Annotated in this window: 15 protein-coding genes; 11 read left to right on the plus strand and 4 right to left on the minus strand. The window is 69.3% G+C overall.

Translation table 11 applies throughout. The annotated features are described in order from the left end of the window. Positions 1–12: 12 nt before the first annotated feature. A complete protein-coding gene (locus ACIPYT_RS09520) occupies positions 13–219 on the minus strand; it encodes an AsnC family protein (RefSeq protein ID WP_401072948.1) in 207 nt (68 codons plus the stop codon). A 210-nt stretch (positions 220–429) separates the two neighbouring features. On the opposite strand from ACIPYT_RS09520, the gene ACIPYT_RS09525 reads away from it, so the two are divergent. After that, positions 430–1,059 carry an HAD family hydrolase gene (locus ACIPYT_RS09525; RefSeq protein ID WP_401072950.1) on the plus strand — a complete coding sequence of 210 codons (630 nt, stop codon included), beginning with the start codon at positions 430–432 and terminating at the stop codon, positions 1,057–1,059. A gap of 54 nt (positions 1,060–1,113) precedes the next feature. Here the strand turns inward: ACIPYT_RS09525 and ACIPYT_RS09530 are convergent, their stop codons facing one another. The 3 genes from ACIPYT_RS09530 to ACIPYT_RS09540 all read right to left on the minus strand — a co-directional run bounded on the left by ACIPYT_RS09530 (position 1,114) and on the right by ACIPYT_RS09540 (position 4,311). Continuing rightward, positions 1,114–2,574, minus strand: a complete 1,461-nt coding sequence (locus ACIPYT_RS09530; RefSeq protein WP_401072952.1) for an MFS transporter — start codon at positions 2,572–2,574, stop codon at positions 1,114–1,116. A 122-nt stretch (positions 2,575–2,696) separates the two neighbouring features. Next, entirely contained in the window at positions 2,697–3,371 is a 675-nt protein-coding gene (locus tag ACIPYT_RS09535) for an ion channel (RefSeq protein ID WP_401072954.1), read from the minus strand. A 91-nt stretch (positions 3,372–3,462) separates the two neighbouring features. Beyond that, the gene (locus tag ACIPYT_RS09540) at positions 3,463–4,311 is read right to left on the minus strand and encodes an IclR family transcriptional regulator (RefSeq protein ID WP_401072956.1); all 849 of its coding nucleotides are present in this window, start codon (positions 4,309–4,311) and stop codon (positions 3,463–3,465) included. Positions 4,312–4,362: 51 nt separating this feature from the next. Between ACIPYT_RS09540 and ACIPYT_RS09545 the strand changes: the two genes are divergently transcribed. The 10 genes from ACIPYT_RS09545 to ACIPYT_RS09590 are packed head-to-tail and all read left to right on the plus strand — an operon-like array spanning position 4,363 to position 14,611. Continuing rightward, positions 4,363–5,094, plus strand: coding sequence for an ABC transporter permease (locus tag ACIPYT_RS09545; RefSeq protein WP_401072958.1), 732 nt, complete (start codon positions 4,363–4,365; stop codon positions 5,092–5,094). Further along, on the plus strand, positions 5,087–6,124 hold the full coding sequence (locus ACIPYT_RS09550; RefSeq protein WP_401072960.1) for an ABC transporter ATP-binding protein: 1,038 nt from the start codon (positions 5,087–5,089) through the stop codon (positions 6,122–6,124). Before ACIPYT_RS09545 ends, ACIPYT_RS09550 begins: the two co-directional genes overlap by 8 nt. Then, positions 6,121–6,918, plus strand: a complete 798-nt coding sequence (locus tag ACIPYT_RS09555; protein ID WP_401072962.1) for an ABC transporter permease — start codon at positions 6,121–6,123, stop codon at positions 6,916–6,918. The genes ACIPYT_RS09550 and ACIPYT_RS09555 overlap by 4 nt, the downstream gene beginning before the upstream one ends. Before the next feature lie 40 nt (positions 6,919–6,958). Beyond that, a complete protein-coding gene (locus ACIPYT_RS09560) occupies positions 6,959–7,900 on the plus strand; it encodes a glycine betaine ABC transporter substrate-binding protein (RefSeq protein WP_401072964.1) in 942 nt (313 codons plus the stop codon). After that, positions 7,900–8,418 carry a formaldehyde-activating enzyme gene (fae, locus tag ACIPYT_RS09565; RefSeq protein WP_401072966.1) on the plus strand — a complete coding sequence of 173 codons (519 nt, stop codon included), beginning with the start codon at positions 7,900–7,902 and terminating at the stop codon, positions 8,416–8,418. The genes ACIPYT_RS09560 and fae overlap by 1 nt, the downstream gene beginning before the upstream one ends. 23 nt (positions 8,419–8,441) lie before the next feature. Then, entirely contained in the window at positions 8,442–9,395 is a 954-nt protein-coding gene (locus tag ACIPYT_RS09570; RefSeq protein ID WP_401072968.1) for an NAD(P)-dependent oxidoreductase, read from the plus strand. After that, positions 9,392–10,876 (plus strand): NAD-dependent succinate-semialdehyde dehydrogenase, encoded by a 1,485-nt coding sequence (locus ACIPYT_RS09575; protein WP_401072970.1) that lies wholly within the window; start codon positions 9,392–9,394, stop codon positions 10,874–10,876. The genes ACIPYT_RS09570 and ACIPYT_RS09575 overlap by 4 nt, the downstream gene beginning before the upstream one ends. A 10-nt stretch (positions 10,877–10,886) precedes the next feature. Beyond that, complete coding sequence (locus ACIPYT_RS09580) at positions 10,887–11,663, plus strand: SDR family oxidoreductase (RefSeq protein WP_401072972.1); 777 nt, start codon at positions 10,887–10,889, stop codon at positions 11,661–11,663. Positions 11,664–11,705: 42 nt separating this feature from the next. Further along, the gene (locus ACIPYT_RS09585) at positions 11,706–13,208 is read left to right on the plus strand and encodes an FAD-binding oxidoreductase (RefSeq protein WP_401072974.1); all 1,503 of its coding nucleotides are present in this window, start codon (positions 11,706–11,708) and stop codon (positions 13,206–13,208) included. Then, complete coding sequence (locus ACIPYT_RS09590; RefSeq protein WP_401072976.1) at positions 13,205–14,611, plus strand: FGGY-family carbohydrate kinase; 1,407 nt, start codon at positions 13,205–13,207, stop codon at positions 14,609–14,611. The genes ACIPYT_RS09585 and ACIPYT_RS09590 overlap by 4 nt, the downstream gene beginning before the upstream one ends. Positions 14,612–14,641 lie beyond the last annotated feature (30 nt).

The following is a 14,641-nucleotide window of genomic DNA, read 5'->3' on the forward strand; positions in this document are numbered from 1 at the left end:
GCGCCGGAGGCGTCAGCGGCGCCCGAAACGGCGGTGGGCGGCCTGCTTGCTCACGCCGAGCGCGCCCGCGATGGCCTGCCAGGAGTATCCGAGGTTGCGTGCGCGGCGCACCTGCGTCTCCTCGATGCGCGCGATCTCGGTGCGGAGCGCGGCGAGCCGGTGCAGTTCGGCGATCGGCTCGCCGCTGTCGTCGAGTGCGTGGGCTGTCTTCACGGTCATGAGGTACCTCCTGCGTCAATATTCGTTGACGGAGTCGTGGATGTCAACACTTGTTGACGGATGCGTCTCTCCGAACGCAGGAGATCTCACGATCCGCAGGAGTGATCGAGCGAATCTCTCCTTCGGATCGTGCGATCTCCGGCTGTGAGGATGCGCGGGGCGGGCCGCGAGGAGGGGCATCCTCACCGTCGGTTCGCATAGGGTGTGCGGATGCCGGAGAATCCCTGGATCCTGTTCGATATCGGCGGCGTGCTGGAGGTCGTCGACGACGACACCTGGCAGGAGCAGTGGTGGGAGCGCGTGCGCGCGGCGTCAGGGCTGACCCGCGATGCTGTCGACGCCCGCGTCGCCGCGGCTGACCTCCCGCGCATCGACCTCACGGCCGGCACCGAGCCAGCATTCTGGGCGGGACTCGCCGCGGCTCTCGATCTCGACGACGCGCAACGGGATGCCGTTCGCACGGACTTTTGGGACGCCTACTGCGGCACCGGAAACGACGAATTGATCGAGTATGCGCGCTCGCTGCGCGGCAGGGCGCGGACGGCGATCCTGTCGAACTCCGCCGACGGAGCGCGCGAGGAGGAGGAGCGGCGCTTCGGATTCGCGTCGATCTTCGACCCGATCTGCTACAGCCACGAGCTCGGCGTCGCGAAGCCCGAGCCGCAGGCATATCTGCGCACGCTGGAGGCCCTCGGCGCCGAACCCGAGGACGTGTTCTTCATCGACGACCACGGGGTCGCGATCGACGGGGCGGCCGCTGTCGGCATCCGCGGTGTCCTGCATCGGGAGAACGGCGCGACGATCTCCGCGATCGAGGCGTTCCTGCACGGTCGCGGATGAACGGGAGCGGCCGCACCCCGTGCGGGATGCGGCCGTTCTCATGGCGACGCGGGATCAGAGCTCGGCGGATGCAGCGACGCCCAGATCGGCTTCGTAGTCGGTGTCCTTGGTCTCGGGCGAGAAGATCAGCGCCAGGAACGTCAGCACGCCCATTGCCGAGAGGTACAGGCCCACGAGCCACGGGGCGCCGTCGCCGGCCTCCCACAGGGCGACCGCGATGATCGGAGCGACAGCCGCGCCGAGGATCGACGACACGTTGTACGAGATGGCCGACCCCGTGTAGCGCACGTTCGTCGGGAACAGCTCGGGCAGCAGCGCGCCCATCGGACCGAACGTCGCGCCCATCAGCATGAACCCGAACACGAGGAACGCCTGTGCGAGAGCACCCGTGAACTTCGGGTCCATCGCCGGCAGCAGGAACGCGTTGAACGTGAGGCCGAACACGATGATGAGACCCGTGACCCAGAGCAGGAGCTTGCGGCGGCCGACCTTGTCGGCGATCGGGCCGGACAGCAGCGTGAAGATGCCGAAGAACACGACGCCGACGATCTGCATGAGCACGAAGTCGGTGTATCCGAAGCCGAGTCCGGGGTAGAACTGCGAGGCGAAGGCGGCGGCGTCGAAGTCGTTGCCTGCGGCCTCGGCGGCGGCCTGCGCGGCGGCGGATGCCGTCTCGAGCGAGGCGGGCTTCGTGCCGTACGCCAGGGTGAAGTTCGTCATCAGGTAGAACAGCACGTACGTCGCCAGCATGATGAACGTGCCGAGGATGAGCTGCTTCCAGTGGTGGCGGAACACGGTGGCGAGCGGCAGCTTGCGGATCGCGCCGACCTTCTCAGCCTTCGTGAACGTGTCGGACTCGACGAGCTTGAGGCGCACCCACAGGCCTACGACGACCATGACCGCGGAGAACAGGAACGGGATCCGCCAGCCCCAGTCGAGGAACGCCTGCGACTTGAGGGCGGGGTTCTCGGCGTGCGGCAGCAGCCAGTTGATCGCCAGGAACAGGAAGTTGGCGATGATGAAGCCGAGCGGCGCACCCAGCTGCGGGAACGTGCCGTACCAGGCTCGCTTGCCCTTCGGGGCGTTCTCTGTCGCGACGAGCGCGGCGCCCGACCACTCGCCACCGAGGGCGAAGCCCTGGAACAGGCGCATGATGAGCAGGAGGAGGGCCGCGACCCATCCGATCTGCTGGAACGTGGGCAGCAGGCCGATCAGGAAGGTCGCGATGCCCATCGTGAGCAGGGACGCCACGAGCGTCGCCTTGCGGCCGAAGCGGTCGCCGAAGTGTCCGAAGACGACGGCGCCGATCGGGCGCGCGACCATGGCCGCGCCGAACACCGCGAACGAGGCGAGGAGCGAGGTGGTGTCGTTGCCCGTCGGGAAGAAGAGGACGGGGAAGACGAGGACCGCCGCGGTCGCGTACGCGTAGAAGTCGTAGAACTCGATCGTCGTGCCGACGAGGCTGGCGGTGATGACGCGCGATCGCGGATTCGCGGGCGCTGTGGACGTACTCATGCTGCTCCTTAGATCCGTGCGCCGGTATACCGGGGCACTCGGGCGATCTTACGCCTACCTGGGAGTTGGCTGGATGCGGATGACGTCGTCGGACACTGCCCATCGGCGCGCACACGGGCGCGTCAGATCGGTGCGCGGGACCCGCGGATGATCCTGGCGACCGCGGTGATCAGGAACAGCTGACCCGTGATCGCCTCCGCGACCGCCACGCCCTGCACCGCAGGGGCGACGGGCACGAGGTTGCCGTATCCGGTCGTCGTGAGGGCGGTGAACGAGAAGAAGAGCTGGCTCGACAGCGAATCGACGACGCCCGCGCCGAACATCGGATCGACGGTCAAGAGCGCGATGAGGTTGTAGACGAAGGTGAAGAACATCCCGACCAGGACGTACGCCGCGATGGCGGCGAGGAGCGCCTCGACGTCGAGACCACGCCGCATCATCTGGTGGCGGATGATGGCGATCGGCGCCACGAAGAACGCGACCATGGATGCCGCCGACAGGATGACGTCGAGCGCGTGTCCGCCGGAGCCGAGCGCGGTCGCCGTGATCGCGGACACGCCCGCCACTGCGAGCACCACCCATGAGACGCGTTGGAACCGCATCCTCACATCGGTCACGCGGAGCACGGCCGCGACCGTCACGAGCTGCACGACGAAGGCCGCGGGACTCGGGTCGGGCCCCGCCTGCGCGGCGCACAGCGCATAACCGGAGACGAGGAGAGCGAGCACGATCCAGTACCCGCTGCGCCATCCCGACGTCGGGGCCGGCGTGGCGCTCGTGAGATCGTCGGCGCCCATCGCGATCCTCTCTCCCGTGTGGGCGAGTATCGCAGGGTGCGGCGCTCAGGGCCACGGGTCGACGGATGCCGTCATCGGATCGTCGGCGACATCACCCCGCTCCGAGGCGCGTCGACAGCTCTCGCGCAGCCCGCGACACGAGTCCGCCCAGCGCGTCGAGGCGATGCCCGATCCGCGCTTTCGGAGCGCTCACGTTCACCGCGGCGACGATGCGACCGGTGAAGTCCACGATCGGCGCCGATGCCGCGACGACGCCGAACTCCAGCTCCTCGTCCGACAGCGCGTAGCCCTGCTCGCGGATGCGGCCCAGTTCGGTGTGCAGGCTCGCGAGGTCCGTCACGGGGGAGTTGCCGGGCGGAGGCGAGTCGAGTACCGGGAATCCCGAGGGGTCGGCCTGGTCGAAGCGGCCGACGAGGGGTTGGTCCTGTCCGTGGTCGTCGTACCAGCGTGCGAGGGACTCCTCGTCCCAGTCACTGAGCAGTGCACGGCCGGACGGCGTGCGCCATGCGGCTGTGGTGGTGCCGGCCCAGCCGGTCGTGCGCACGTCGTGCGGGCTCAGCTCGCTCAGCAGCGTGAGCACGTTGCCGCCTCGCAGCACGCACAGATGGCTCGTCTCGCGCGTGGACTGCACGAGACGACGCAGGATGCTGCGTGAGGCGTGCACGAGCGTGGACGTGGCCGTGTGCGCGGCCAGCGCGTAGAGCCGCGGTCCGAGCAGGTAGCGCAACGACTCCTCGTCGCGTTCGACGAGTCCGGTCTCGGCGAGCGTCGCGAGCGTACGCGACACGACAGCTTTGTCGCGCCCGGTGAGCTGCGCGACCTGCGAGACGCCGAGGCCGCCGGAGCGCAGCGCCTCGTCGCCGCCGAGCAGCTCGAGGATCTCGATATCGCGTCCGAGGCCGGAAGAGTTCCGGCGAGGGCCGGCAGAGGGGGAGGTCACGCAAGGAGTCTAACGCAGCGTGTTGCCATATACACAACCCGCTTTGACGAAATGGCCACACCAGCTACCGTGAATCTCACGCCCGGTACCGGCCTCAACGACGAGACAGGAGCCCTCTTGACCGGATTCAACTGGGAAGACCTCATGGCCTTCCTCACACGTCGCGCGGACGACATCCTCGAGCTCACGCGCGACCACCTCGTCGTCGTCCTCGTCTCGGTCGTCCTCGCGGCGATCATCGGCATCGGCCTCGGCATCCTGGTGCGCGACAGGCGCATCGCCCGCACCAGCGTGCTCACGGCGGCCGCCGTCGCGATCACGATCCCGTCGCTCGCACTCCTCGCGCTCCTGAGCCCGGTGCTCGGCCTCGGCTGGCTGCCGACCGTCGTCGCCCTCGTCTTCTACTCGCTGCTGCCCGTCGTCCGGAACACGGTCGTCGGACTCCGGGAGGTGCCCGTCTCGGTGCTCGAGTCGGCCAGGGGCATGGGACTCGGCCCCACCCGCATCCTCTTCACGGTGCAGCTGCCCATCGCCTGGCCCGTCATCATGACCGGGATCCGCGTCGCGGCCCAGCTCACGGTCGGCATCGCCGCGATCGCCGCCTACGTCGCCGGCCCAGGTCTCGGCGAGTACATCTTCAAGGGGCTGAGCTCGCTCGGCTCGAAGAACGCGCTCAACTACGCGCTCACAGGCACCGTCGCCGTGATCATCCTCGCGCTCGTCCTCGACGGCATCCTCGTGCTCGTCGCCCGCCTCACCACCTCAAGGGGTCTCCGTGCCTGACATCACCACGAACACCGGCGTTCTCACCTCCCTCGCAGCGCAGCAGGGCGGCGTCGACATCGTCCTCGACCACATCACCAAGCAGTACCCGGGCCAGCAGACGCCCGCCGTCGAGGACTTCTCGATGCGCGTCGAGCCCGGCGAGCTCATCATGTTCGTCGGGCCCAGCGGCTGCGGCAAGACCACGACCATGAAGATGATCAACCGCATCATCGAGCCGACCTCCGGATCGATCCGCATCAACGGCGACGACGTGCTGTCGCTCGACGGCAACGAGCTGCGCCGCCATATCGGCTACGTCATCCAGCAGATCGGCCTGTTCCCGCACTTCACGATCGCCGAGAACATCGCGATCGTGCCCAAGCTGCTCGGCTGGTCGAAGACCCGCATCGCCGAGCGCGTCGACGAACTGCTCCGCACCGTGCAGCTCGACCCCGGCACGTTCGCGCAGCGCTACCCCCGGCAGCTCTCCGGCGGACAGCAGCAGCGTGTGGGTGTGGCCAGGGCGCTCGCCGCCGACCCGCCCGTGATGCTGATGGACGAGCCCTTCGGCGCGACCGACCCGATCACGCGCGAGAAGCTGCAGGCCGAGTTCCTGCGGTTGCAGGCCGACATCGGCAAGACCATCATCTTCGTCACGCACGACTTCGAAGAGGCGATCCGCATGGGCGATCGCATCGCGGTGCTGAGCGATCGCAGTCAGATCGAGCAGTTCGACACCCCGGCCCGCATCCTCGCCGAGCCCGCGAACGACTACGTGCGCTCGTTCATCGGGGAGGGTGCCGCGCTCAAGCGGCTCGCTCTGATCCCCGTGACCGACGCGCGCATCGGCTCCGCGGATGCCGCAGCTCCCGCCGCCACGGTCGACGAGAACGCCTCGCTGCGCGAAGCCCTCGACACGCTCGTGCTGACCGGCGCTCCGCGCGTCAACATCACGCGCGCCGGGGCGGTCGTCGGCTCGATCGACCAGGCGGCCATCTCGGCGGCGCTGGGCTCCGAGGGCCCCGCGCGTCGCGCCGAGGAGGCGTGATCGTGACCGGCCCTCAGGTCGTGCCCTCCGCGACCACGATGCTGCGCACGCAGCCCGCGCCCCGACGCGGCATGCCGGTGCTGCTGCGCCGCCTGATGCCGCTCATCGTCGTCGCGGTCGTGCTGGCGCTCACCTACGTGTGGGTGTCGAGCCTCGAGCTCGACTCGATCGAGCAGCGCACGCTCAACGCCGACTACATCACGGCGCGCATCGGCGAACACCTCGTGCTGTCGATCATCGCCTCCGTGCTCGTGTCGGTGCTGGCGATCCCCGCAGGCATCGCGGTGAGCCGCTCCCGCTCCCAGGTGTTCCGCGGCGTCGTGATCGGCATCGCGAACATCGGTCAGGCGACACCCGCGATCGGTGTCGTGATCCTGCTCGCGATCGTCTGGCAAACGGGGTTCACGACCGCACTGCTCGCACTCGTCATCTACTCCTTCCTCCCCGTGTTGCAGAACACGATCGCGGGCCTCACCCAGGTCGACCCCAGCATCCGCGAGTCCGCTCGGGGCATGGGCATGACTCCGATGCAGGTGCTGCGGCGCGTCGAGCTGCCGCTCGCCTCGCCCGTGATCCTCGCAGGACTCCGCACCGCGCTGGTCTTCGCGGTCGGGGTGGCCACGGTCGCGACGTTCATCAACGCCGGCGGTCTCGGCGACATGATCATCAACGGCCTCAAGCTGCAGCGCTATCCCGTTCTCGTCGTCGGAGCGATCCTCGTCGCCTCGATCGCCGTGCTCATCGACTGGGCCGCCGGTGTCGTGGAGGACATCGTGCGTCCCAGGGGCCTCTGACACCGCACCACACCGCATCCCTTCCCGAAAGGAAACCGCAATGAACCCACGCACCATCACCACAGCCTCCTTCGCGGCGCTCGCCGCCGGCGCGCTGCTCCTCACCGGCTGCTCCTCCGGGGCGGGCGGCGGCTCCGGGGCCCAAGGCGACGAGCTCGCCGGTCTCACCGGCGAGATCGGCTCGAAGGACTTCTCGGAGCAGTACATCCTCGCCTACATGACGGCCGAGCTGCTCAACGCGCACGGCGCCGACGTCGAGGCGAACACCAAGCTCGTCGGCTCCGCCAACGTGCGCCAGGCGCTCGAGAACGATCAGTTCCTCGGCTACTGGGAGTACACCGGCACGTCGTGGATCACCTACAACGGCAACACGACGCCGGTGAAGGGCGCCGAGGCGCAGTTCGACGCCGTCAAGGAGGCGGATGCCGCGAACGACATCGCCTGGCTCGACCCCGCGCCGTTCAACAACACCTACGCGTTCGCGGTCCGCAAGAGTGAGGCCGACGAACTGGGTGTCAAGACGCTCAGCGACGTGGCAGGCCTGCCGAGCGCCGACCAGACGTTCTGCATCGAGAGCGAGTTCTCGACGCGCGACGACGGCTGGCCCGGACTCAAGGCCGCCTACGGCTTCGACGCTCCGGACTCGAACGTCACGATGCTCGACACCGGCGTCATCTACACGGCGACCCAGAAGGGCGACGACTGCAACTTCGGGGAGGTCTTCCAGACCGACGGCCGCATCCCCGCGCTCGACCTCGTGGTGATGGAGGACGACCAGGATTTCTTCCCGAGCTACCAGGGCGGATTCACGCTCAAGCAGAGCACTCTCGACGAGTACCCGGCGATCGCCGACGTGCTGGCCGAGCTGAGCCCGCTGCTGACCACCGAGGTCATGCAGGAGCTCAACGCCAAGGCCGACGTCGACGGCGAGGACCCCGAGGACATCGCGATCGATTGGCTCGAGGAGCAGGGACTCATCTGATGACCTCGACCCTCCAGATCGGCGAGAGCTTCGTCGGAGACGGCGTCAACGCGGCGCACATCAACACCGTGCTCGGCCATCGCGAGGGCCCGGCGGGGACGGCGTGGGCCACGGCCCTCGCCGGCCCCAGCCAGGGGCACGTGCCGTTCGTGGCCGTGCTCCGTCCGTCGCTCCCGGTGAAGCCGATGACGCTGTTCGTCACCAAGGCGGCACCGGCGAGCGACGAGCACGGGCTCCTCATCTGGGGTCCGGCGCAGGCCGGCGTCGCGGCGGGTGTCGCGGACGCCGTCGCCGACGGGGCGATCCCGCGCGAGGCCGCCGACACGCACGCTCTCATCGCCGCCGTCTGGGTCAACCCCGCGGCCGATGACGCCGACACCGTCTACCGCAACAACCGCGAGGCCACCCGCACGGCGCTCGCGAACGGCGCGGCCGGTCTTCCCGACCTCGACGCCGTGCTCGACGCCCGGCATGCGCCGACCAACCCTTTCTACACACCCTCCACGGCATCCGCCTGATCCACGAAGGACACGCATCACCGATGAGCTCTCCCACTCCCGTCCTCGACGCCGCACGCGTCGGGACCCGACCCACCGTCGGGTTCATCGGACTCGGCAACATGGGGTCAGGCATGACCCGCAACCTGCAGGCAGCGGGCTTCCCGCTGGTCGTGACAGACCTGCGCCGCGAATCGGCCGCCGACCTGATCGCGGGTGGCGCGCACTGGGCCGAGAGCCCGCGCGAGGTCGCCGCCGCCAGCGACCTCGTCATCACGATGCTGCCGACGCCCACACACGTCGATGCCGTGGCCTCCGGCCCGGACGGCCTCGTCGCCGGGCTGCCCGACGGAGGCACCTGGATCGACATGTCGACCTCGGTGCCGGAGGTGCTGGACCGCGTGCGCGCCGCGACCGCCGGTCGGGGGCTGCACCTGCTCGACGCTCCGGTGAGCGGGATGTCGGTCGGCGCCGCGAACGGGATGCTGCAGATCTTCGTGGGCGGCGACGCCGACGACGTGGAGCGGCTGCGTCCCGTGTTCGAGGCGATGGGGGACCCGGAGCGGATCCTGCACGTCGGCGGACATGGCGCGGGGTACGCCGTGAAGCTCATGATCAACCAGCTGTGGTTCTCCCACCTGGTCGCGACGGCCGAGGTGCTCTCGGTCGGGGTGGCCGCCGGCGTCGATCTCGGCGTGCTGCGTGACGCCCTGATCGCGAGCCCCGCGAACAGCACATTCGTCTCGCGCGACGTGCTCTCGATCCTCGACCACGGCGACTACGACGAGGGCTTCGCCATCGCCCTCGCCTGCAAGGACCTCGGTCTCTCGGTCGATCTCGCCCGCTCGGTCGGGATGCCGGTCGAACTGTCGTCCCTGGTCGAGCAGATCTTCCGTCGAGCCCGCGCGAGCTATGGCGACCGTGCCGGGGAGATGACGCCCGTGCGGCTGTACGAGGACCTGCTCGGCCGCGACCTCCGCCGGGAGGTGCCCGCATGACCGCGGCACGCGAGGCCGAGGTGATCGCCTCTGTCCCCACCGGCCTGCTGATCGGCGGGGAGTGGCGGGATGCCAGCTCCGATCGGACGTTCGACGTGCACGACCCGGCGACCGGCGAGGTGATCGCCCACGTCGCGGACGCGACGCCCGAGGACGGCATGGCAGCACTCGACGCCGCTGCTGGGGCCCAGGCCGCGTGGGCGGCGACCCCTCCACGAGAGCGCGGCGAGATCCTGCGCCGGGCCTTCGAACTCGTGACGGCCCGCGCCGAGGACTTCGCCCTCGTCATGACGCTCGAGATGGGCAAGCCGCTCGCCGAGTCGCGCGCCGAGGTCGCGTACGGAGCCGAGTTCCTGCGCTGGTTCTCGGAGGAGGCGCCGCGGATCTCGGGGCGCTACGCCACCGCGCCCGACGGCCGCAACCGGCTGCTCGTCGCGAAGCGTCCCGTCGGACCGAGCCTGCTGATCACGCCGTGGAACTTCCCGCTCGCGATGGCCACCCGCAAGATCGCGCCGGCGCTCGCAGCCGGATGCACCTCGGTGCTCAAGCCCGCCGCGCTCACGCCGCTGACGGCGCTCCTGTTCGCCGAGGTGCTCCGCGAGGCCGGGGTGCCGGACGGTGTCGTGAACGTGATCCCCACGAGTCGTGCCGGGGCAGTGACCGGGCCGCTCATCGCCGATCCGCGGCTGCGCAAGCTGTCGTTCACCGGCTCGACCGAGGTGGGCCGTCGCCTCATCGCGGATGCCGCGCACCAGGTGCTCCGCGTCTCGATGGAGCTCGGCGGGAATGCCCCGTTCCTCGTCTTCGAGGACGCCGACGTCGACGCCGCCGTCGAGGGCGCCCTGCTCGCGAAGCTCCGCAACGGCGGAGAGGCGTGCGTCGCGGCGAACCGCTTCCTCGTGCACGAGAGCGTGGCGGAGGAGTTCACCGCGCGTCTCGTCGAGCGCATGGCCGGATACGTCAACGCCCGCGGCACCGATCCCGACTCGACCCTCGGGCCGCTCGTCGACGAAGCGACCAGGAGCAAGGTCGCCGAGCTCGTCTCCGGCGCGCTCGAGGACGGCGCGCGCGTCGCACTCGGCGGTAGCATCCCGCAGGGCCGCGGGTACTTCTATCCGGCGACCGTGCTCGTGGACGTGCCGCAGGACGCTCGCATCCTGCAGGAGGAGATCTTCGGCCCCGTCGCGCCGATCACCGTGTTCCGCGACGAGGACGAGGCCGTGCGCCTCGCGAACGCGAGCGAGTACGGGCTGGTGTGCTTCGCGTACACCCGTGACCTGAACCGCGCGCTCCGTCTCGCCGAACGCCTCGAGACGGGCATGTTCGGACTCAACACGGGACTCGTGTCGAACCCGGCCGCGCCGTTCGGCGGCGTCAAGCAGTCCGGTATCGGTCGTGAGGGTGGTTTCGAGGGGATCGACGAGTACCTCGAGACGACCTACATCGGCATCGCCGACCCGTTCGCCGGCACTCACTCCTGAAGGATCATCCGTGCACATCACCGACTTCTCCCTCGATCACTTCTCCCTGCGGGGCAAGCGGGCGATCGTCACCGGAGGCAACACCGGCCTCGGCCAGGCGTTCACCCTCGCCCTCGCCAAAGCGGGCGCGGACGTGTTCGTCCCGACGCTGTTCGACGACGGCGGCGAGACCGCGGCACTGCTCGCCGAGGCGGGCGTCGGCTACCGGGAGCTGCGCGTCGACATCACCGCTGACGGCGCACCCGGGCGCGTGGTCGACGAGTGCGTCGAGGCGTTCAGGGGAGTGGACATCCTGGTCAACTCGGCCGGGATCAGCCGCATCGCCGACGTGACGGACTTCGGTCGCGGGCAGTGGGACCCGATGGTCGCGGTGAACCTCACCGCCGCCTTCGAGATGTCCCACGAGGCCGCCAAGCGGATGATCCCGCAGGGCTCGGGCAAGATCATCAACATCGCCTCGCTGTTCTCGTTCCTCGGCGGACTCGGATCTCCCGCGTACGCCGCGACCAAGCACGGCATCGCCGGTCTGACGAAGGCCTACGCCGACGAGCTCGGCGGACACGGCATCCAGGTCAATGCGATCGCCCCCGGGTACTTCGCCACCCCGATCACCTCCGAGACGCGCGCCGACGCGGAGGCGAACCGGCGCATCGTCGACCACACCCCGGCGGGGAGGTGGGGGGACGTCGCCGACCTCATGGGCGCGACCGTCTTCCTCGCGAGCCCCGCCTCCGACTTCGTCAACGGGCACGTGCTGTCCGTCGACGGCGGCTACCTGGTGCGCTGACCGCAGCGCCCCGACACCCTCAACGAACAGGACACCTTCCCCATGGTCACTTCACGATCCGCTCTCTCGCGCGAGGAGATCGTCACCCGACTGCAGGAGATCCTCGGCGCCGACCAGGTCGAGACCGATGAGCGGGCGCTGCAGGAGGCGAGCGTCGACCGCTTCAAGAAGTACACCTCGGTGCACGGCATCTTCGACGGTCCGATCCCCGCCGCGATCGCCTATGCGCGCTCCACCGCCGACGTGTCAGCGATCCTCGCTTTCGCGGATGAGAACCTCGTCAACGTCGTGCCCCGCACCGGCCGCACCGCCACCGAGGGCGGTCTCGAGACGGTCGTCGACGACTCGATCGTGCTCGACGGCTCGCGCATGGACGCGATCCTCGAGATCGACCCCGTCGACATGATGGTCACGGCGCAGTGCGGCGTCCCGCTGCAGGTGCTCGAGGACACGCTGCGGGCGCAGGGTCTCACGACCGGACACTCGCCGCAGTCGAAGCCGCTCGCACAGATGGGCGGTCTCGTCGCGACCCGGTCGATCGGCCAGTTCTCGACCCTGTACGGGGGTATCGAGGACATGGTCATCGGCCTCGAGGCCGTGCTGCCCGACGGCGAGGTCGTGCGCGTCAAGAACGTGCCGCGTCGCGCGGCCGGACCGGACATCCGCCATATCGTGATCGGCAACGAGGGGTCGCTCGCCGTCATCACCGAGGTCACCGTCAAGGTGTTCACCTACCAGCCCGAGAACAACCGCTTCCTCGGGTATCTCGTCGACTCGCTCCCCGCGGGCGTGGCAGGTCTCCGCGAGATCATCGTCGCCGGCTACCGCCCCTCGGTCGCTCGGGCGTACTCGGAGGAGGATGCCGCGCAGCACTTCTCCCACTTCGCCGACGGCAAGGCCGTGGTCGTGGTCGTCGCCGAGGGTCCGAAGGGCGTGGCGGACGCCACCGCAGCCGGGGTCGAGGACATCTTCGCCGGCATCCCGCATGAGAAGGTCGACCCGGCCCTGATCGAGAACTGGTTCGACAACCTCAACTGGGGGCAGGACAAGATCGACGCCGAGAAACGTGAGATGCTCGAGAAGGCGCGCCTCGGCTACACGACCGAGGTGTCGATCGACTGGTCGGGCGTCGAGGAGCTGTTCGAGTCGGTCATGCGTCGGGCGCGCACGGAGTTCCCGCGTGCGGCGGATCTCAGGATGCTCGGCGCACATTCTTCGCACAGCTACCAGACCGGCACGAACCTGTACTTCGTGTACGACTACGACATCACGTGCGAGCCGCGCGAGGAGATCACCGAGTACCACGAGCCCCTCAACGCGATCGTCGTGGAGGAGGCCCTGCGTCTCGGCGGTTCGATGGTGCACCACCACGGCATCGGCAAGTACCGCACGCCGTGGACGCACGAGGAGCATGGCAGCGCGTACCGCCTGCTGCGCACGCTGAAGGACGGGCTCGACCCGCACGGGATCATGAACCGCGGCACGATCTACCCCCTGGATGATGTCGCGGCGCCGCACGGGGTCGAGACGGCGACGCGAGCGTGAGCGCACCGGCGACGGGATACGTCGTCGCGATCGACAACGGCTCGCAGAGCACGAAGGTCCTGATCGTCGACGGCGACGGGACGGTGCATGCGAGCGCCCGTGTCGCGCTGCGCCCGTACTCGTCGCCCGCGCCCGGTCGGTGGGAGCACCCCGACGACGATCTGTGGGATTCGATCGTCGCGGCGACGCGAATCGCGGTGTCGGGTTTCGCCGGCGATCCGTCCGAGATCCGGGGGATCGGCCTCTGCACGATCCGCTTCTGCCGAGCCGTGCTCCGCGCAGACGGCTCACTCGCCCAGCCCGTCATGAGCTGGATGGACGAGCGCCTGCCGCGGCCGTTTGAACGCGAGACCGACGACGCGGCGTATGTCACGACGTCGTCCGGATACATCGGCCATCGCCTCACGGGGCAGAGGCGGGATGCGGCCGGCAACGTGCAGGGAGTCTGGCCGATCGACACCGCGCGCTGGGCGTGGAGCACGGACGACGCTGAGTATGCTCGGACGGGCATGGACCCGGCGATGCTGTTCGAACTGGTTCCACCCGGCGAGACGCTCGGTGCGCTCACGGCGGAGGCTGCGGCGTTGCTCGGCCTCCCCGCAGGGCTCCCGGTCATCGCGACCTCGAACGACAAGGCCGTCGAGGCGCTCGGTGCGGGGCTGCGCGACGAGGGCGAGGCGCTGCTGTCGCTCGGCACCTATGTCGCCACGATGACGCCGGGCGACAGGCCGCTGCCGCCGCATTCGGACGTGTGGACGAATTTCTCGTCGGTTCCCGGAGGGTATCTCTACGAGAGCTCGGGCGTGCGGCGTGGCATGTGGACCGTGAGCTGGTTCCGCGAACTCCTGTCGTCGGCTGCGGGCGACGCCACGGAGGAGGAGCTCAACCGCGGTGCCGAGGACGTGCCGGTCGGCTCCGGAGGTCTCGTGGCGGCGCTGGACTGGCTCGCCCCGACCGACGAGCCCTGGCGCCGCGGTGCTCTGGTCGGATTCGACGGCACCCAGGGTCGATTCCACGTCTACCGCGCGATTCTCGAGGCGCTGGCGATCGAGACCGAGGCCGGCGACGCGCGAGCACGGCACGCGCTCGGACGGCCGCGCCGCGGGCTCGTGGTCACGGGAGGTGGGAGCGGCTCAGACCTGATGCTCCGCATCCTCGCCGCGGTGTACGACGTCCCCGTTCGAGCGCCGCGCGTGCACGACGCGGCCGGGATGGGAGCGGCGATCTGCGCTGCGGTGGGCACCGGACTGCATCGACGCTGGGATGCGGCGATCGACAGCATGGTCGGATCCGGGGCCGTGGTGCAGCCCGACATCGAACTCGTCCAGGAATACGCCGATGTGCGTTTGACCTACGAGCGCGTCATCCCGCGCGTTCGCACACTGTTCGCTCCGCCCGCATGAGAGACTCCGGCGCCGCGTAGAGTCGGACGT

The organism is Microbacterium sp. NPDC089695 (genome assembly GCF_044749085.1).
GTDB lineage: Bacteria > Actinomycetota > Actinomycetes > Actinomycetales > Microbacteriaceae > Microbacterium.